This is a genomic window from Knoellia terrae (assembly GCF_048606435.1).
GTDB lineage: Bacteria > Actinomycetota > Actinomycetes > Actinomycetales > Dermatophilaceae > Knoellia > Knoellia terrae.
Genome location: NZ_JBMBWH010000003.1, coordinates 146,584 through 165,716 on the forward strand (window position 1 = coordinate 146,584; position 19,133 = coordinate 165,716).

General features: G+C 70.6%; 16 protein-coding genes. 10 read left to right on the plus strand and 6 right to left on the minus strand.

All coding sequences use genetic code 11. The annotated features are described in order from the left end of the window. Positions 1-3,828 (minus strand): methionine synthase, encoded by a 3,828-nt coding sequence (gene metH, locus ACOJV9_RS05895; protein WP_474544336.1) that lies wholly within the window; start codon positions 3,826-3,828, stop codon positions 1-3. A gap of 63 nt (positions 3,829-3,891) precedes the next feature. Here metH and ACOJV9_RS05900 point away from each other — a divergent pair, with 63 nt between their 5' ends. From ACOJV9_RS05900 to ACOJV9_RS05915, 4 genes are all read left to right on the plus strand, one after another. Beyond that, positions 3,892-4,992: a site-2 protease family protein gene (locus ACOJV9_RS05900; protein WP_420184263.1), complete on the plus strand. Its 1,101-nt coding sequence runs from the start codon at positions 3,892-3,894 to the stop codon at positions 4,990-4,992. A gap of 11 nt (positions 4,993-5,003) precedes the next feature. Then, complete coding sequence (locus tag ACOJV9_RS05905; RefSeq protein ID WP_420184264.1) at positions 5,004-6,005, plus strand: tRNA (adenine-N1)-methyltransferase; 1,002 nt, start codon at positions 5,004-5,006, stop codon at positions 6,003-6,005. A gap of 34 nt (positions 6,006-6,039) precedes the next feature. Further along, positions 6,040-7,704, plus strand: coding sequence for a proteasome ATPase (gene arc / locus ACOJV9_RS05910; RefSeq protein WP_420184265.1), 1,665 nt, complete (start codon positions 6,040-6,042; stop codon positions 7,702-7,704). A 602-nt stretch (positions 7,705-8,306) separates the two neighbouring features. Then, positions 8,307-9,317, plus strand: coding sequence for a hypothetical protein (locus ACOJV9_RS05915; RefSeq protein WP_420184266.1), 1,011 nt, complete (start codon positions 8,307-8,309; stop codon positions 9,315-9,317). 38 nt (positions 9,318-9,355) lie between these two features. Here ACOJV9_RS05915 and ACOJV9_RS05920 read toward each other — a convergent pair whose 3' ends face one another. Genes ACOJV9_RS05920 through ACOJV9_RS05930 form a run of 3 tightly spaced genes read right to left on the minus strand, consistent with a single transcriptional unit; the run spans position 9,356 to position 11,687 of the window. After that, positions 9,356-9,703 carry a DUF3054 domain-containing protein gene (locus tag ACOJV9_RS05920; RefSeq protein ID WP_420184267.1) on the minus strand — a complete coding sequence of 116 codons (348 nt, stop codon included), beginning with the start codon at positions 9,701-9,703 and terminating at the stop codon, positions 9,356-9,358. Positions 9,704-9,707: 4 nt separating this feature from the next. Beyond that, complete coding sequence (locus ACOJV9_RS05925) at positions 9,708-10,697, minus strand: ribose-phosphate diphosphokinase (protein WP_420184268.1); 990 nt, start codon at positions 10,695-10,697, stop codon at positions 9,708-9,710. Between the two features lie 9 nt (positions 10,698-10,706). After that, on the minus strand, positions 10,707-11,687 hold the full coding sequence (locus ACOJV9_RS05930) for an alpha/beta hydrolase (protein WP_420184269.1): 981 nt from the start codon (positions 11,685-11,687) through the stop codon (positions 10,707-10,709). Between the two features lie 91 nt (positions 11,688-11,778). Between ACOJV9_RS05930 and dop the strand changes: the two genes are divergently transcribed. The 4 genes from dop to prcA are packed head-to-tail and all read left to right on the plus strand — an operon-like array spanning position 11,779 to position 15,193. Then, a complete protein-coding gene (gene dop / locus ACOJV9_RS05935) occupies positions 11,779-13,305 on the plus strand; it encodes a depupylase/deamidase Dop (protein ID WP_420184270.1) in 1,527 nt (508 codons plus the stop codon). A gap of 51 nt (positions 13,306-13,356) precedes the next feature. Next, complete coding sequence (locus ACOJV9_RS05940; protein ID WP_420184271.1) at positions 13,357-13,548, plus strand: ubiquitin-like protein Pup; 192 nt, start codon at positions 13,357-13,359, stop codon at positions 13,546-13,548. Further along, the gene (gene prcB / locus ACOJV9_RS05945) at positions 13,545-14,387 is read left to right on the plus strand and encodes a proteasome subunit beta (RefSeq protein WP_420184272.1); all 843 of its coding nucleotides are present in this window, start codon (positions 13,545-13,547) and stop codon (positions 14,385-14,387) included. Before ACOJV9_RS05940 ends, prcB begins: the two co-directional genes overlap by 4 nt. Continuing rightward, entirely contained in the window at positions 14,384-15,193 is an 810-nt protein-coding gene (gene prcA, locus ACOJV9_RS05950) for a proteasome subunit alpha (protein WP_420184273.1), read from the plus strand. The genes prcB and prcA overlap by 4 nt, the downstream gene beginning before the upstream one ends. On the opposite strand, the gene ACOJV9_RS05955 is transcribed toward prcA, so the two are convergent. Together ACOJV9_RS05955 and ACOJV9_RS05960 are read right to left on the minus strand one after the other, a co-directional pair. After that, a complete protein-coding gene (locus tag ACOJV9_RS05955) occupies positions 15,190-15,894 on the minus strand; it encodes a dienelactone hydrolase family protein (RefSeq protein ID WP_420184274.1) in 705 nt (234 codons plus the stop codon). The two genes, prcA and ACOJV9_RS05955, sit on opposite strands and share 4 nt — an antisense overlap. 59 nt (positions 15,895-15,953) lie before the next feature. Further along, positions 15,954-16,589: a peroxiredoxin gene (locus ACOJV9_RS05960; protein ID WP_420184275.1), complete on the minus strand. Its 636-nt coding sequence runs from the start codon at positions 16,587-16,589 to the stop codon at positions 15,954-15,956. 126 nt (positions 16,590-16,715) lie between these two features. Between ACOJV9_RS05960 and pafA the strand changes: the two genes are divergently transcribed. Beyond that, a complete protein-coding gene (pafA, locus tag ACOJV9_RS05965) occupies positions 16,716-18,077 on the plus strand; it encodes a Pup--protein ligase (RefSeq protein WP_420184276.1) in 1,362 nt (453 codons plus the stop codon). Positions 18,078-18,135: 58 nt separating this feature from the next. After that, positions 18,136-19,098, plus strand: coding sequence for an FKBP-type peptidyl-prolyl cis-trans isomerase (locus tag ACOJV9_RS05970; protein ID WP_420184277.1), 963 nt, complete (start codon positions 18,136-18,138; stop codon positions 19,096-19,098). Positions 19,099-19,133: the final 35 nt, after the last annotated feature.

Here is a 19,133-nt window from a genome sequence, read left to right on the forward strand (position 1 = left end):
TCAGTCCTCGGGCTGGTAGCCGAGGTTGGGGCCGAGCCAGCGCTCGGCCTCGGCGAGCGTCCAGCCCTTGCGCTTGGCGTAGTCCTCGACCTGGTCGCGTCCGAGGCGGCCGATGACGAAGTACTGGCTCTGCGGATGCGAGAAGTACCAGCCGCTCACCGAGGCGCCCGGCGACATGGCCATGGACTCGGTGAGCTCCATGCCGGTCTGCTCCTGCGCGTCCAGGAGGCGGAAGATCGTCTCCTTCTCGGTGTGGTCGGGGCAGGCGGGGTAGCCGGGTGCCGGACGGATGCCGGCATACCGCTCGGCGATGAGGTCCTCGTTGCTGAGGTGCTCGTCGCCGGCGTGCCCCCAGAACTCGCGACGCACGCGCTCGTGCATGCGCTCCGCGAAGGCCTCGGCGAGCCGGTCGGCCAGGGACTCGAGGAGGATCGCGCTGTAGTCGTCGATGGCCTCCTTGAACTCGGCGATCTTCTCGTGCGTGCCCAGCCCCGCGGTCACGGCGAAGGCCCCGACGTAGTCGCGGATGCCGCTGTCCTTGGGTGCGACGTAGTCCGACATCGCCCGGTTGGGGACGCCGGGGCGGTGCTGTCCCTGTTGGCGGAGCCCGTAGAGGGTGGTGAGCACCTGCTCACGGGACTCGTCGGTGTAGACCTCGATGTCGTCACCGACGGCGTTGGCGGGGAACAGACCGATGACACCGTTGGCGGTGAGCCAGCGCTCCTCGACGATACGGTCGAGCATCGCCTGGGCGTCCTCGTAGAGCCTGCGGGCGGCGTCACCGGTCGCAGGGTTCGAGAGGATGTCGGGGTAGCGGCCCTTCATCTCCCACGCCTGGAAGAACGGCGTCCAGTCGATGTAGCGGCGCAGCTCCTCGACCGGGTAGCTCCGGAAGACCCGGGTGAACTGCGCGGCGGCGCGGTGCCAGTGCGAGTCGGTGCGTCCCGACCAGACGTCCTTGCTCTGCTGGGCCAGCATGTGCGGCCGCATCGGCCGGTGGCCGGACCAGTCGACCGGCGTGCGGGCGGCCCGCGCCGCCTCGAGTGTCGCCAGCGGCCGGTCGGTCGTCTTCGCCGCGTGCCGGGCGCGCATCGAGTCGTAGTCCGCGGTGACCGTGGCGAGGAACGGCTCACGCTGGGTGTCGGACAGCAGCTGGCTGGCGACGGGCACCGAGCGGGAGGCGTCCTTGACCCAGACGACCGGGCCGCTGTACTGCTTGTCGACCTTGACGGCCGTGTGGGCGCGCGAGGTGGTCGCCCCGCCGATGAGCAGCGGGATGTCGAAGCCCTGGCGCTCCATCTCACCGGCGACGCGGACCATCTCGTCGAGCGACGGCGTGATGAGCCCGGAGAGGCCGATGATGTCGGCGCCCTTCTCCTTGGCGGTGTCGAGGATCTTCTGCGCCGGCACCATGACCCCGAGGTCGATGACGTCGTAGTTGTTGCACTGGAGGACGACCCCGACGATGTTCTTGCCGATGTCGTGCACGTCGCCCTTGACGGTGGCCATGACGATGAGCCCCTTCGAGCTCTGCGTCGTGACCCCCGACCGCTCCTTCTCGGCCTCGATGTAGGGGATGAGGTGGGCGACCGCCTTCTTCATCACGCGGGCCGACTTCACCACCTGGGGAAGGAACATCTTGCCGGCGCCGAACAGGTCGCCGACGACGTTCATGCCGTCCATCAGCGGGCCCTCGATCACCTCGATCGGCTTGCCCCCGGCCGACTCGATCTCGGCGCGCAGGTCCTCGGTGTCCTCGACGACGAAGTCGTCGATGCCCTTGACGAGCGCGTGCGTGATCCGCTCGCGCACGGGGAGACCACGCCACTCGGCCTCGGTCACCTCGGGCGCCGCGTCGCCGGTGTTGTTGAAGCGGTCGGCGATCTCGAGCAGGCGCTCGGTCGAGTCGGGACGGCGGTTGAGCACGACGTCCTCGATGCGCTCCCTCAGCTCGGGGTCGACGTCGTCGAGCACGACGAGTGCACCGGCGTTGACGATGCCCATGTCCATGCCCGCCCGGATGGCGTTGTAGAGGAAGACGGCGTGGATCGCCTCGCGCACGGGGTTGTTGCCCCGGAACGAGAACGACACGTTCGAGACGCCACCGGAGACCAGCGCGCCCGGCAGGTTCTCCTTGATCCAGCGCGTTGCCTCGATGAAGTCCGTCCCGTATGCCGCGTGCTCCTCGATGCCCGTGGCGACGGCGAAGATGTTGGGGTCGAAGATGATGTCGTGCGGGTCCATCCCGACCTCCTTCGTGAGGAGGTCGTAGGCCCGCCGGCAGATCTGCTTGCGGCGCTCGAGGGAGTCCGCCTGACCCTCCTCGTCGAAGGCCATGACGACGACGGCCGCGCCGTACTTGCGGCACAGCCGGGCCTGCTCGAGGAACGGCTCGACCCCCTCCTTCATCGAGATCGAGTTGACGATCGCCTTCCCTTGCGAGCACTTGAGGCCGGTCTCGATGACCTCCCACTTGCTCGAGTCGATCATCAGCGGCACCCGGCAGATGTCGGGCTCGCTCGCCACGAGCTTGACGAAGCGGTCCATCGCGGCGACGCCGTCGATCATCCCCTCGTCCATGTTGATGTCGATGACCTGGGCGCCGGCCTCGACCTGCTGGCGTGCGACGGAGAGGGCTGTGGGGTAGTCCTCCTCCTTGATGAGCCGGCGGAAGCGTGCGGAGCCGGTGATGTTGGTGCGCTCCCCGACGTTGACGAAGAGCGAGTCCTCGTCGACGGTGAGCGGCTCGAGACCACTGAGGCGCAACGCCCCCGGGACCTCTGCAGGCGTCCGGGTCACGCCGGCGGCAGCGGCCTGCGCGATCGCACCGATGTGCTCGGGCGTCGTCCCGCAGCAGCCGCCGAGGACGTTGACCAGTCCGCTGGAGGCGAACTCGCCGACCACCGAGGACATCTGCTCCGGCGTCTCGTCGTACTCACCGAAGGCGTTGGGCAGCCCGGCGTTCGGGTAGGCCGAGACGAAGCAGTCGGCGATGCGGGACAGCTCGGCGATGTAGGGACGCAGCTCGTCGGCCCCGAGTGCGCAGTTGAGGCCCACGACGAGGGGTCGGGCGTGCCGCACCGAGTTCCAGAAGGCCTCGGTGACCTGGCCGGAGAGGGTGCGGCCGGACGCGTCGGTGATCGTGCCCGAGATGAGGACCGGCCAGCGCCGCCCGTGCTCCTCGAAGAGGGTCTCGAGGGCGAAGATCGCGGCCTTGGCGTTGAGCGTGTCGAAGATCGTCTCGACGAGCAGGGCGTCCGCCCCGCCGTCCACGAGGCCCCGGGCCTGCTCGGTGTAGGCCTCGACGAGCTGGTCGAAGGTGACGTTGCGAGCCCCGGGGTCGTTGACGTCCGGGGAGATCGAGGCCGTCCGGGTGGTCGGCCCCAACGCGCCCATGACCCAGCGCGGCCGTCCGGTGTCGGCGGCGACGGCGTCGCAGGCGCGCCGCGCCAGGCGGGCCGCCGCCAGGTTGATCTCGTAGGCGAGGTCGGCCATGTCGTAGTCGGCGAGGGAGATCCGCTGTGCGTTGAAGGTGTTGGTCTCGACGAGGTCCGCGCCTGCCTCGAGGTAGGCACGGTGGATGCCCTCGATGACGGTCGGGCTCGTGAGGCTGAGCAGGTCGTTGTTGCCGCGCAGGTCGCTCGGCCAGTCGGCGAAGCGCTCCCCGCGATAGTCCTCCTCGGAGAGGCCCTCGCGCTGGATCATCGTGCCCATGGCGCCGTCGAGGACGAGGACTCGCTCCGTGAGCGCGGCCGTGAGGTCGGCGGTCGCGTCCGGACGGTGGTCGACGGCGGTGTCCGCCGGGGACGTGGTGGAGGAGGAGATCACCCGTCAAGTATGCCGTCGCCCCGGGACGGCAGGCGTGCCGCCGTCCCTGTGTAGGGTCGCGGCGTGGCCCCACCGACCGAGACCAAGCCTTCGGGGCTGGTCATCGCCCGCATCGCGGGCGTCCCGGTCCAGATCGGCGCGAGCTGGTTCCTCCTGGCTGCGGTCATCACCGTCATCGTCGGCAGCGGCGCCCCCGAGCTCGGGGCCGTCGCCTACCTCGTGGGCCTGACGTATGCCGTCGCGCTCCTGGTCTCGGTCCTCGTGCACGAGGGTGCCCACGCCGGGATGGCACGTGCCCTCGGCCTGCCCGTCCACCGCGTCGTCGCGGACCTCTGGGGTGGGCACACGGCATACGACGCTCGCCTGTCGACGCCCGGGAAGGCGGCGGCGATCGCCGCCGTGGGCCCCGTCGCCAACGTCCTGCTCGCAGGGGTGGCCTGGGTCGCCCAGCTCGTCGTCACGTCCGACATCCCCGCGCGCGTGCTCTACGGCGTGGTCGTCGTCAACCTGCTGCTCGCCGTCTTCAACCTGCTGCCGGGACTGCCGCTCGACGGCGGCCAGCTCGTCGACGCGCTGGTCTGGCGGCTGACCGGGCGCCGCGAGCAGGGGCTCATCGCCGCGGGGTGGACCGGCCGCGTCGTCATCCTCGGGCTCGTGGCGTGGTTCGTCGTCCGGCCCCTGCTGCTGAGCGCGTCGCCGTCGTTGACGTCAATCATCTGGATGGGGCTCATCGCCATGTTCATGTGGCAGGGCGCGACGGCGGCGATCCGCACCGGGCAGGCGCGCCAGATGCTCGGGCGCGGCACGGTCGCACAGGTGGCGCGGCCGGTCCCGGTGCTTCGCGGGGACGACGTCCTCGAGGCCGCCGCGGCGACCGGCGGCCTGGCCGTGGTGGTCGGGCCGACCGGGCTCCCGACCTCGCTCGTGCTCCCCCAGGACGCCGTGACCGTCCCGCGCGAGCGGTGGGCCAGCACCCCCGTCTCGGCCCTCGCGCGGGTCCAGCCCGACGGCTGGGTCGCCGAGACCACCTCGACCGAGGACCTCACCGCGGTCGTGACGGCCATCCAGGAGTCCGGCAGCCCGGTCGTCCTCGCGGTCGAGGACGGGCGGGTGCTCGGGCTGGTGACGGTCGAGGCGGTCAACGCCGTCATCGGCGCGAACTAGACTCCGGCCCCATGAGTGCGACCGGATCCGACCTTCGACGTGGACCCTTTGCCGAGGGCGAGCGGGTGCAGCTCACCGACTCCAAGGGACGGCTCCACACCATCACCCTCGCGCCGGGCAAGCAGTTCCACACCCACCGCGGCTACCTCCAGCACGACGAGCTCATCGGCGCACCGGACGGCTCCACCGTGACGAACACCGCCGGGTTCCAGTACCTCGCGCTGCGGCCGCTGCTGTCCGACTACGTCATGTCGATGCCGCGCGGCGCGGCGGTGGTCTACCCCAAGGACGCCGGCCAGATCGTCACGATGGCCGACATCTTCCCGGGGGCCGTCGTCGTCGAGGCGGGCGTGGGGTCCGGTGCGCTGTCGATGTCGCTGCTGCGGGCCGTGGGCGACAGCGGCCGGGTGCACTCCTTCGAGCGCCGTGAGGACTTCGCCGACATCGCCATGGCGAACGCGCGGGCCCACTTCGGCACCGACCACCCCGCCTGGACCGTGACCGTCGGCGACCTCGTCGAGTCCCTGCCCGAGCAGGTCGAGCCCGGCACGGTCGACCGGGTCGTCCTCGACATGCTCGCCCCCTGGGAGTGCCTCGACGTCGTCGGCCAGGCCCTCGCGCCCGGTGGTGTCCTCATCTGCTACGTCGCCACCGCCACCCAGCTGTCCAAGGTCGCCGAGGCCATGCGTGACGCGGGGGAGTGGACCGAGCCCTCGGCCTGGGAGTCGCTCGTGCGCGGGTGGCACCTCGAGGGGCTCGCCGTGCGCCCGCAGCACCGCATGCACGGCCACACCGGCTTCCTCATCACGACCCGTCGGCTGGCGCCCGGTGTGACCCCGCCGCTGCGCAAGCGCCGCCCCGGGAAGGGGTACGACGAGGCCGAGGGCGAGGACGGCGCACCCGCCGAGGCGCTGCCCGGCGCGAGCGCCGAGGAGTGGACCCCGGAGGCCATCGGCGAACGTGTCCCGTCCGACAAGCGAGTCAGGAAGGTCAGGCGCAGCGTCACGGGTTAGCGTTGAGGGGTCACCCGAGCCGAGGAGGCCCCCGATGACCGAGTTCCCCCCGTCCAGGGACGGCGAGACCCTGCGCCGCCTCGAGGGCACGGTCACCGACCTGCGTTCGCAGGTCAACACCGTCTCCGCCCAGAACGAGCGCCTGGTGCGCACCCTGCGCGACGCCCGTGAGCAGATCGTCACGCTCAAGTCGGAGGTCGACCGCCTCGGTCAGCCGCCGTCCGGCTACGGCGTGGTCGTGGAGACGTTCGACGACAAGACGGTCGACGTGCTCACCGGCGGCCGCAAGATGCACGTGGCCGTGAGCCCGACCATCGACCCGGGCGACATCGAGGTCGGCCGCGAGGTCATGCTCAACGAGGCGATGAACGTCGTCGCCGTCCACGGCTTCGAGCGGGCCGGCGAGGTCGTGCTGCTCAAGGAGATCCTCGACGACGGCCGCGTGCTCGTCCTCTCGCGCGCCGACGAGGAGCGGGTGTGCCGCGTGGCGGCGTCCCTCGACGACGTCCGGCTGCGCGTCGGCGACGCCCTCCTGCTCGAGCCGCGCAGCTCCTTCGTCTACGAGCAGATCCCGAGGGCGGAGGTCGCCGACCTCGTGCTCGAGGAGGTCCCCGACATCGCCTACGACGACATCGGCGGCCTGGGCAGCCAGATCGAGCTCATCCGCGACGCCGTCGAGCTGCCCTACCTGCACCCCGACCTGTTCACCGAGCACCACCTCAAGGCTCCCAAGGGCGTCCTCCTCTACGGCCCTCCCGGCTGCGGCAAGACGATGATCGCCAAGGCGGTCGCCGCCTCGCTGTCGCGCAAGATCGCCGAGAAGGAGGGTCGGCCGGCGGGCAAGAGCTACTTTCTCAACATCAAGGGCCCCGAGCTGCTCAACAAGTACGTCGGCGAGACCGAGCGGCACATCCGCCTCATCTTCCAGCGGGCCCGTGAGAAGTCCTCCGAGGGCTTCCCCGTCGTCGTGTTCTTCGACGAGATGGACAGCCTCTTCCGCACGCGAGGGTCAGGCGTCTCCTCCGACGTCGAGACGACGATCGTGCCCCAGCTGCTGAGCGAGATCGACGGCGTCGAGGGCCTCGAGAACGTCATCGTCATCGGGGCCAGCAACCGCGAGGACATGATCGACCCGGCCATCCTGCGCCCCGGCCGTCTCGACGTGAAGATCAAGATCGAGCGCCCGGACGCCCAGGCCGCGACCGAGATCTTCGCCAAGTACCTGACCGCCGACCTGCCGCTGCACGCCGACGACGTCGCCGAGAACGGCGGCTCGCCCGAGGCCACCGTCGACGCGATGACCCAGGCGGTCGTGACCCGCATGTACGCCGAGGACGACGAGAACGAGTTCCTCGAGGTGACGTATGCCGGTGGCGACAAGGAGATCCTCTACTTCAAGGACTTCAACAGCGGCGCGATGATCCAGAACATCGTCGACCGGGCCAAGAAGATGGCGATCAAGGACCTGCTCACCACCGGGCACCGGGGACTGCGCGTCGACCACCTGCTCCAGAGCGTCGTCGACGAGTTCAAGGAGAACGAGGACCTGCCCAACACGACCAACCCCGACGACTGGGCGCGCATCTCCGGCAAGAAGGGTGAGCGGATCGTCTACATCCGCACGCTCATCAAGACCAAGGAGGGCAACGAGCCCGGCCGCTCGATCTCCACCATCGCCAACACCGGCCAGTACCTCTGATCGGCCCGGGTCCTCCGCCCTCGCGCAGTGCCGAACGCGCCCAGCGAACCTCCGGGTCCTCGGCGCCACCTTTGCTACGAGCGGTCACCTGAGCGTCGCTGGCGCCGAGAACCCTGCGGTCCGACGCACGCCCAGCACTGCGCCACGGGCGGGTGAGGTGCTCGCGGGGAGGATCCGCGGGGTCAGGACCCCCGGGATCCTCCCCACCGAGTGGCCCGAGCCCCGTGGCGTCGTCCGGGACGCGCGTTGGGCCAAGGTCCGGGCACTCGGCACGGAAAGGTGAGCTCGCAGACCGAGGCCGTGCCCGGCCGCAGGACCACTGAGCGCGTCACGGACGACGCAAGGGGCGACTCCCAGTGAGCGCGTTCTGGACGACGCAAGGGGCGACTCCCAGTGAGCGCGTTCTGGACGACGCAAGGGGCGACTCCCAGTGAGCGCGTTCTGGACGACGCAAGGGGCGACTCCCAGTGAGCGCGTTCTGGACGACGCAAGGGGCGACTCCCAGTGAGCGCGTTCTGGACGACGCAAGGGGCGACTCCCAGTGAGCGCGCTCTGGACGACGCAAGGGGCGACTCTGGGTGCCCGCTTCCTAGGATGGGCCGGTGAGCGTTCTCTCGCATGGTCATTCGCGCCTTCCTCTGCGCGACGCGGAGGGTGGTGACCGGTTCGAGCTGTTCGTCGTCAGTGCCGTTGCGGCGATCGCGCTGACCCGCATCTACCTGGAGCTGGCCGACTATCCGCAGATCGGGAGCGGTGGCCTCCACCTGGCCCACCTGCTGTGGGGCGGCCTCGGCATGCTCGTCGCCATCCTCGTCATGCTGCTGTTCCTCGGACGGACGGCGCAGACGGTGGCCGCGACCATCGGCGGCGTCGGCTTCGGCCTGTTCATCGACGAGGTGGGCAAGTTCGTCACGGGCGACAACGACTACTTCTACGAGCCGGTGCCGGCCATCATCTACGGGACCTTCGTGACGATCGGTCTCACGGTGGAGCTGCTCGTGCACCGCAAGCCGCTCAGCCATGTCGAGCTCGTGGTCAACGCGGTGGAGCTGCTCAAGGAGTCCGCGGCCCACGACATGGACGAGGTCGAGCGGGACCGCGCCCTGGCGCTGCTGCGCAGGGCCGACCAGCAGGACCACACCGTCCGCCTGCTCACCGAGACGCTCGAGGGGGTGCCGCCGCATCCGGTCACCCGGTCGTGGCCGGGGCGGGGCTACGCGGCCGCCCGACGCCTCATCGTCGAGCTGCCGCGGGCACGGATGATCCGACGCGTCTCGGTGGTGCTGTTCCTGCTGTTTTTGGCGTTCTCGCTGCTCCACCCGGCACGGATCGTCCTCACCGAACCGTCGGTGCGCAACCTCGTGTATGCCGGTTCCGCGGCGCTGGCGCTGCTGATCGGCGTACTGGCCCTCGGTGCCTGGCTGCGGAGCCGGCGCCAGGAGGCTCTCCGGGTGTTCGAGGGTGCCCTGCTGCTGGACCTCCTCGTGGTGCAGTTCTTCCAGCTGCTCGATGCGCAGTTCGCCGGCTACCTCGCCGTGCTGGTGAACCTCGCCCTCATCGGACTGGCACGGGCACTCCGGGTCCAGCTCGCGGAGCAGGTCGCCGAAGCCTGAGGGCCCGGCCGAGCGCTCTGGCCCTGGTCGCCGACCCGTCAGGCGGCGAGGCGGGCGACGAGGCGCCAGCCCAGCATCGTCGCGGCGACGAAGAGGGTGGCCACGACGACGAACGAGGGCGCGGTGCCGGTGGCGGCGAGCCGGCGCAGCAGCATGCCGACGACGACCGTCGCCACGACGACGACGGCGCCGAACTGCCACGAGCGGGGTGCGGCGTCCAAGGTCAGGGCGGCGACGAGGTAGCCCGCGGCCGTGCCGCAGAGGAACGGGGCCGCGGTCTCGAGAACTCCACCGAGGGTGATGCCGTGCGCATGCGACCGCCGGCCGACGAGGGCGAACACGAGGACGGCGAGCAGGTCCAGGGCCGGGGCGAGGAGGCGGCTCACCGGGTCAGCTGCCGACCCTGTCGAAGAGCGAGGCCTGCGGCGGGGCGTGCGTCGGGTCGACGCCGTCGAAGAGGATGCTCACCGACTCGCCGTGGTGGATCCGGGTGATGGCCTCGGCGAAGAGACCGGACACCGTGCGCACCTGCAGCTGCGGCCACCCGTCGGGAGCCGGGACCGTGTCGGTGGTGACCACCTGGCTGACCATGGGGTGGCGACGGAGCCGCTCGACGGCGTTGCCCGAGAAGAGCCCGTGGGTGCACGCGACGGCGGCCTCGGTGACGCCCTCGTCCGCGAGCCGGTCGAGGAGCTCGACGATGGACCCGCCGGTGGCGATCTCGTCGTCGAGGACGATCGCCCGCCTGCCCCGCACATCGCCGACGATCGAGTCGATGACGACCTTGTCGTCGCTCTTGCGCTGCTTGCTGCCGGCTGCGACGGGCAGGCCGAGCAGGCGCGAGAACTGGGTGGCCTCCTTGGCGTTGCCGAGGTCGGGGGAGACGACGACCGAGTTCGTCAGGTCGGTGCCGCGGAAGTGGTCGGCGAGCACGCCGAGCGCCGTGAGGTGGTCCACGGGCACCGAGAAGAAGCCGTGCACCTGCGGCGCGTGCAGGTTCATCGTCAGCACCCGGTGCGCACCGGCGGTGGAGATGAGGTCGGCGACGAGGCGGCCACCGAGCGAGATGCGTGAGGCGTCCTTCTTGTCGGACCGGGCGTACGCGTAATGCGGGATGACGGCGGTGATCTGCGCGGCCGAGGCACCTCTGGCCGCGTCGATCATCAGCAGCAGCTCCATGAGGTGCTCCTGCGTCGGGGGGACGAGGGGCTGCACGATGTAGACGTCGCGCTGGCGGCAGTTCGCGAGCAGCTGTGCCTGGAGGCAGTCGTTGCTGAAGCGCTTGATCTCCGTCTGGGACAGCGGCACGCCGAGCTGGTCGCAGATCTGGGACGCGAGGACGGGGTGGGCACTTCCGGAGAAGACGACGATCTCGCGCATGGTGCGACCCTAGGCCAGAGCGAGTCCGAGGTGACGGCGCAGTTCACTGACGAGCTCCCAGCGGTGCTGTGCACCGGCGGCGCTGACGCCCGGGAAGCTCGCGAACCCGTGCGGGACCCTGAGGTAGTTGGTCAACCGGGTCTCCACGCCCGCGGACCGCAGCGCCGCGGCATACCGGGTGCCGTCGTCACGGATCGGGTCGAGGTCCGCGGTCTGGACCAACGCGGGTGGCAGACCCTCGAGCGTCCCGAACAGCGGGGACATCAGGGGGTTCTCGTAGTCCCGCTTCGGTGCGTAGTGCTCACGGAAGGCGAGGATCGAGGTGCGCGTGAGGATCGGGGCGTGGGCGTGCTCCTCGATCGACGGAGAGGCCATGGTGAGGTCGGTGGCCGGGTAGAGCAGCGCCTGGTGGCGGATCCAGCCCGACCCGCCGTCGCGCACCACCTGGGCGACGACCGCCGCGAGGTTGGCCCCCGCCGAGTCACCGCACACGGCCAGCCGGTGAGCGTCGGCGCGCAGCACGTCGGACTGGGCCGCGAGCCACGTCGTGGCGTCCACCGCGTCGTGGACGGCCGTGGGGGAGGGGTGCTCGGGGGCGAGCCGGTAGTCGACGCTGACGACGACCGCACCCACCTCGGCCGCGAGGTGGGTGCACAGCGGGTCGTAGTTGACGACGTTGCCGAGGACCCAGCCGCCGCCGTGGAAGTAGACGATGACCGGGACGTCCGTCTGGACGTCGCGGATCGCCCGGGGCCGGTAGATGCGCAGCGGGATCTCGTAGCCGTCGCGGGCCGGGGCCGTGCCGAAGGTGATGCCGACGGCCGGGTCGACCCGGCCGAGGAGGGCCGAGAACGGCTTCCGGGTCGGGTACGTCGTCGCCCGTGCCTCGTGCCGCTGCTGCTCGCTCATGTCCTCGACGGGCACCCTGAGCCGGTCGATGAGGGCGACCGCTGCGGTCGTGGTCGGGGACATCCCGCGGTATCGGCGCATCCGCCGAGTATGCCGAGTGCCTGCCCTGTGGCGGACGGGCGGCATGGTTGGCTTGCGTCATGACGCGTTCCACGGCTGCCCCGGTCGCTCGATGACGGTCCGTCGGGTCATGGGCATCGAGACCGAGTACGGCATCTCGGTCCCCGGCTCGCCCGGTGCCAACCCGATGGTGCTCTCCGGCGACGTCGTGACCACGTATGCCGCGAGCCGGGGCATCCGTCCCGCGCAGGCGTCGTGGGACTACGCCGACGAGGCGCCGCTGCGCGACGCGCGGGGCTTCGACATGGGTCGGGGCGTCGCCCACGCGAGCCAGCTCACCGACGTCGAGGACCCGACGATGGCCAACGTCGTCCTCACCAACGGGGCTCGGCTCTACGTCGACCACGCGCACCCCGAGTACAGCTCGCCGGAGGTGACCAACCCGCGCGACGCCGTCGTGTGGGACAAGGCGGGGGAGCTCGTCATGCGCGAGGCCGTGCACCGCCTGGCGAGCGTCCCGCCGGGAGTCAACCTCTACAAGAACAACACCGACGGCAAGGGTGCCTCCTACGGCACCCACGAGAACTACCTCATGTCGCGGCGCACGCCGTTCGCGCGGATCATCTCCCGCCTCACGCCCTTCTTCGTCGTCCGCCAGGTGATGTGCGGCTCGGGCCGCGTCGGCATCGGCGTCGACTCCCGCACCCCGGGCTACCAGCTCGCCCAGCGCAGCGACTTCTTCGAGACCGAGGTCGGTCTCGAGACGACCCTGAAGCGTCCGATCATCAACACCCGCGACGAGCCGCACGCCGTCGCGGACCTCTACCGCCGCCTGCACGTCATCCTCGGGGACGCCAACCACTGCGATGTCGCCAACCTGCTCAAGATGGGGTCGACCTCGCTCGTCCTCGCCATGATCGAGGACGACGCCTTCACCACCGACCTGTCCGTCGCCTCGCCGGTGCGCACCCTGCACGCCGTCAGCCACGACCCGACGCTGAGGTCGACCATCGAGCTCGTCGACGGGCGCTCGATCCGGCCCGTCGAGCTGCTCCGCACCTTCCACGAGCTGGCCGCCCGCTACGTCGAGGACCGCTGGGGCAGCGACATCGACCAGGCGACCACCGAGGTCCTGCACTGGTGGGACACCGTCCTCACCGCCCTCGAGGGCGACCCGATGGACGCCCGACGCTGGGTCGACTGGGTGGCCAAGCTGTCCGTCCTCGAGGGCTACCGCGAGCGGGACGCCCTCGGCTGGGGAGACCCGCGCCTGCGCGCCGTGGACATCCAGTGGTCCGACGTGCGCGCCGACCGCGGGCTGGCCCACCGCCTGGCCGCCTCAGGACGGGTCGAGGTCCTCGTGCCCGAGGCGGAGGCGGCCGTCGCCATGGACCAGGCCCCCGAGGACACGCGCGCGTGGTTCCGCGGAGCCTGCCTGCGCAAGTTCCCGGAGTCGGTGGTGGCGGCCTCCTGGGACTCCGTGGTCGTCGAGGTGCCGGGGGAGCGCACCCTGCAGCGCATCCCCATCCTCGAGCCGCTGCGGGGCACCCGTGACGCCGTCGGGGACCTCGTCGACGGAGCGCCCGACATCCGCTCGCTCCTCGCGTCCCTCGCGGCCGTCGACGGAGGCGCGGACTAGGCTCGGACCACCAGGCACCTCGCGGTGCTTTCGCGACACGAGGAGGAGCCCATGGCCGGCCAGGAACAGATCAAGCCCGGGCGACGAGACGACGGTCCCGACGACGCCACCGAGCCGGTGGCCGCACCCTCGGCGCAGGTGTCCGACACCGAGATCGACGACATCCTCGACGAGATCGACGGCGTCCTCGAGACCAACGCCGAGGAGTTCGTCCGCGGTTTCGTCCAGAAGGGCGGCCAGTGACACCGGTGTCCGACAGCGGCGGTCTCCCCGCGGCATACCTCCGCACGGGGTCCTCGTCGTTCACCGACTTCGTCGCGGAGCACGAGCCGAGCCTCATCCCGTCACGCCGCGGGCTGCCGCCCGGCGCCACCATCGACGCCCCTCACGGCACGACCATCGTCACGCTGACCTTCGAGGGCGGTGTCCTCATGGCCGGTGACCGTCGCGCGACGATGGGCAACATCATCGCCAACCGCGACATGGAGAAGGTCTTCGCGACCGACGAGTTCTCGGTCGTCGGCATCGCCGGGACGGCCGGCCTGGCGATCGAGCTGGTCCGCCTCTTCCAGGTCGAGCTCGAGCACTACGAGAAGATCGAGGGCGCCCTGATGTCGCTCGAGGGCAAGGCCAACCGCCTCGCCTCGATGATCCGCGGCAACCTCGGGATGGCCATGCAGGGGCTCAGCGTCGTCCCGGTCTTCGCCGGCTTCGACCACCACGACCGCTGCGGCCGGATCTTCTCCTACGACGTGACCGGCGGCTGCTACGAGGAGCACGACCACCACAGCGTCGGCTCCGGCTCGCTGTTCGCGCGGGGCGCCCTCAAGAAGCTGCACCGCCCCGGCATGGACGCCGACGAGGCCGTCCGTGTGGCCGTCGAGGCGCTCTGGGACGCCGCCGACGACGACTCGGCCACCGGCGGGCCCGACGTCGGGCGCCGCATCTGGCCGACCGTCGGCATCGTCACCGCCGACGGTGCGCGCTTCCTCGCCGACGACGACGTCGCCCCCGTGGTCGACGCGATCCTCTCCCACCGCCGCGGCAACCCGGGCGGCCGACGTGACGGAGGTGCCTCATGACCGCCGGTATGCCGTTCTACGTCTCGCCCGAGCAGTTGATGAAGGACCGGGCCGACTTCGCCCGCAAGGGCATCGCCCGCGGTCGGTCGGTCGTCGTCCTCGGCTACGACCACGGCATCGCGTTCGTCGCCGAGAACCAGTCGCGCAGCCTGCACAAGATCGGGGAGATCTACGACCGGATCGCGTTCGCGGCCGTCGGCAAGTACAACGAGTTCGAGAACCTCCGGGTCGCCGGTGTCCGATACGCCGACCTGCGCGGTTACTCCTACGACCGCAGCGACGTCAGCGCCCGCGGTCTGGCCAACGCCTACGCCCAGACGCTCGGCACCGTGTTCACGCAGGAGTCGAAGCCCTACGAGGTCGAGATCGTCGTCGCCGAGGTCGGTCGCGACGCGGACAGCGACCAGATCTTCCGTCTCACCTACGACGGCTCGGTGGCGGACGAGCGCGGGCTCGTCGCCATGGGAGGCGCGTCCGAGCAGATCGAGGAGCGCCTCACCGAGAAGTGGCGAGCGGGACTCACCCTGGCCCAGTCGCTCCGCCTCGCCGTCGAGGGTCTCGCCCACGACCCGGCGGGTGGTCCCGACCGTCGGCTCGGGCCCGAGTCGCTCGAGGTCGCGGTGCTCGACCGCAGCCGTCCGCGACGGACGTTCCGGCGGATCAACGGCGACCTGCTGGGTCAGCTGCTGTCCGACGAGGACCCCACCGACGACGTCCCACCGGTCGACCACGACAGCCCCCGGCAGGCGGCCAGCAACCCGCAGACGCAGCGGCACGGCGACGAGCCGACCCCCGACTCCGACTAGCCCGCGGACGCCTCGCCGGCGGGGAGGTGCTCGGCGAGCCAGGCCGTCGTGGTCGCCCACGCGGCCTGCGACGCCTCGGCGTGGTGGAACGTCGGTGACGGGTTGTCGAACGCGTGGCCGGCACCGGCATACGTCTCGAACGTCACGGCGTCGTTGGTCGCGGTGACGGCGCGCTCGATCTCGCGCACGGTGTCGAGGGGGATGTAGGTGTCGGCCTCGCCGAAGTGGTGCAGGCTCGGCATGCCCACCTGCGGCGCGAGAGCGAGGAGGTCAGGCAGCGCCGAGCCGTAGTAGCTGACGAGCACGTCCGGCTTCACCTCGGCCCGTGCGGCGACGGCGAACGCGAGCCCGCCGCCGAGACAGAACCCGAGCACCCCGGTGCCACCGGTGACGGCGTCGTGGGAGCGAAGCGCGTCGAGGGCCGCCACACCGTCCGCCACGGCCTGCTCCCAGTCGAGCTGCTGGAGCAGCTCCATGGCACGGGGCAGCCCGTCACCGCCCTCCTCGACCACGGGGTCGCCGAGCCGGGCGTAGAGGTGCGGCACGAGCACGACGTGGCCGAGGTCGGCGAGGTCCCGGGCCCGCGAGCGGATGTAGTCCGTGACGCCGAAGATCTCCTGCAGCAGGACGATCCCGGGGCCGGTGCCGCTCTCGGGCAGGAGCAGGTCGGCGGGGATCTCGAGTCCGGGTGCGTCGGTCATGGGGACCAACGTATGCCGTGTGCTCCCGGCAGGGGAGCACACGGCACCGAGGTGGTCCCTCAGGCGGTGGGGGCGTTGGCGTAGCGCAGGTAGGGCGTGACCTCCTCGACGTCCACGAACCGCTCCCGGGCGTCCTCGGTCGACACCGTGGGGGCGACGATGACGCGCTCGCCGACCTTCCAGTCGGCCGGGGTGGAGAAGGGTCCGGAGTCGTTGACCTGCAACGCGTCGAGGGCACGCAGGACCTCGTCGAAGTTGCGGCCGGCGCTCTTGGGGTAGGTCAACGAGAGCCGGACCTTGCCGACCGGGTCGATGAGGAAGACCGAGCGCACGCTCGAGGTGTCACCCTCGCCGGGGTGGATCATGTCGTAGAGCTCGGCGACCCTGCGGTCCTTGTCGGCGACGATCGGGTAGGTCACCGCCGAGCCGCCGACCTGCTCGATGTCCTTCTTCCAGGCGTGGTGGTCGTCGATGGCGTCGACCGAGACGGCGAGCACCTTGGCGTCGCGCCGGGCCCACTCGTCCTTGAGGGCGGCAACCCGCCCGAGCTCGGTGGTGCACACGGGGGTGAAGTCGGCCGGGTGGCTGAAGAGGACGGCCCAGCCGTCGCCCTTCCAGTCGTGAAAGCTGATCTCGCCCTCGGTGGTGTCCGCGGTGAAGTCGGGGGCGTGGTCGCCGAGACGCAGCGTGGCCATGGGGAGGTCCTCTCAGAGATAACAAGATGTTGTCCGACGCCAAACATGCCGTTAGGTCTGGCGAGCCGGTACCGCCGTTCCGGATGCTGGACGCCGCGAGGTCCCACCCGGAACTAGGGTTGGTCCATGGAGCGACGGATCTTCGGGATCGAGAACGAGTACGGCATCACCGCCTCGTCCGACGGCCAGCGCACGCTCACGCCCGACGAGGTGGCGCGCTACCTGTTCCGGAAGGTCGTCGCCTGGGGTCGCTCCAGCAACGTCTTCCTCGCCAACGGCTCCCGGCTCTACCTCGACGTCGGCAGCCACCCCGAGTACGCCACCGCGGAGTGCGACTCCCTGCGCCAGCTCGTGGCGCACGACCGCGCGGGGGAGCGGATCGTCGAGGGGCTCGTCGCCGACGCCCAGCTCCGGCTGCGGGAGGACGGCGTGGCCGGCGACATCTACGTCTTCAAGAACAACACCGACTCGGCGGGCAACTCGTACGGCTGCCACGAGAACTACCTCATCGGCCGTGCAGGCGACTTCCAGGTCTTCTCCGACGCGCTGCTGCCGTTCCTCATCAGCCGCCAGATCACCTGTGGCGCAGGCAAGCTCGTGCGCACGTCCAAGGGCGTGGAGTATGCCGTGAGCCAGCGGGCGGACCACATCTGGGAGGGCGTGTCGTCCGCGACCACCCGCAGCCGCCCGATCATCAACACGCGGGACGAGCCGCACGCCGACGCGGAGCACTACCGCCGGCTCCACGTCATCGTCGGCGACTCCAACATGAGCGAGACCACGACGATGCTCAAGGTCGGCTCGTGCGACCTCGTGCTGCGGATGATCGAGGACGGCGTCGTCATGCGCGACCTCACCCTCGAGAACCCCATCCGCGCCATCCGCGAGATCAGCCACGACATGACCGGCCGGCGGACGGTGCGCCTGGCCAACGGCCGTGAGCTGAGCGCCCTCGACCTCCAGCGCGAGTACCTCGCCGCGGCGACCGCCTACGTCGACCGCGAGGGCGCGCACGACCCGGACCACAAGACGGTGCTCGACCTGTGGGAGCGCACGCTCGACGCGGTCGAGTCCGGCAACCACTCGCTCGTCGACACCGAGATCGACTGGATGATCAAGTACAAGCTGCTCGACGGCTACGCGAGCAAGCACGGGATGGGGCTCGACCACCCCCGCCTCGCCCAGATCGACCTCGCCTACCACGACATCGACCGGCGCAGAGGGCTGTTCTACCTGCTCCAGGCGCGGGGACGGGCTGCCCGGGCGGTGACCGACCCCGAGGTGTTCGAGGCCAAGGTCAAGCCGCCCCAGACCACGCGCGCCAAGCTGCGCGGCGACTTCATCCGGGCCGCGCAGGAGCACCGTCGTGACTTCACCGTCGACTGGGTGCACCTCAAGCTCAACGACCAGGCGCAACGGACCGTCCTGTGCAAGGACCCGTTCCGCAACGAGGACCCCCGGGTGGAGCGGCTCATCTCAGGGATGTGACAGGTCCAGTGGTTATGGTGGGGACATCCCCCCACCCCGCTCGATCTGAGGTACTCCTGTGTCCCGCCCCCGTCTTGCCCCCCTCGCCGCCGCCCTGACGGTCGGTCTCGTCGCCCTCGTCGGCTGCGGAGAGTCCTCCGGCGGCTCCTCCGGGGACTCCTCCGGGAGCTCGTCCGCCGCCTCCGGCCCGCTGGCCCAGGTCAAGGTCGAGGGCGAGGCCGCCAAGGAGCCGAAGGTCACGATCGCCCCGACGCCGCTCAAGGTCACCGAGGAGGTCAAGCGGGTGATCACCGAGGGTGAGGGCACGCCGCTGGGCGCCAGCGACCTCACGTCCGTGCACATCCAGATCGTCAACGGCACCGACGGCAAGGTCGCGACGAGCACGTGGACCGACAAGCAGACGCTCGGCATCGACCTGTCCGACCAGCGGATGCTGCCGATCCTCACCAACCAGCTCAACGGCGCCAAGCCGGGCGCGCGGCTGCTGCTCGCCGCGCCGGCGGCCGACGTCTTCGGACCGCAGGGCAACAGCGGCCTGGGCCTCAAGGCCGAGGACCCCGCCGTCTTCGTCGTCGACGTCATCAAGGCCTCGCCCTCGCTCAAGGAGGCCGAGGGCACGGCCGTCGCCCCGAAGCCCGGTCTGCCCACGGTGAAGATGAACGCGGGCAAGCCCGCGACGATCACGATGCCCAAGGCCACGCCTCCCACCACGCTCGTCACCCAGCCGCTCGTCACCGGCAAGGGCGCCAAGGTCGCCAGCGGGCAGACCGTCCGCGTCGCCTACACCGGCGCCCTCTGGGGCAACGGCAAGGTCTTCGACTCCAACGCCACGGGCTTCACCACGGCCATCGGTGTCGGCCAGGTCGTCCCCGGCTGGGACAAGTCGATCGTCGGCCAGCCGGTCGGCAGCCGGCTGCTCCTCGTCGTGCCCCCGGCCGACGGCTACGGCGCCCAGGGCCAGGGCGAGATCAAGGGCACCGACACGATGGTCTTCGTCGTCGACGTCCTCGCCGCCGTCTGAGCCAGCACCCGTCCGCACGACCGTTCCCGAAAGGA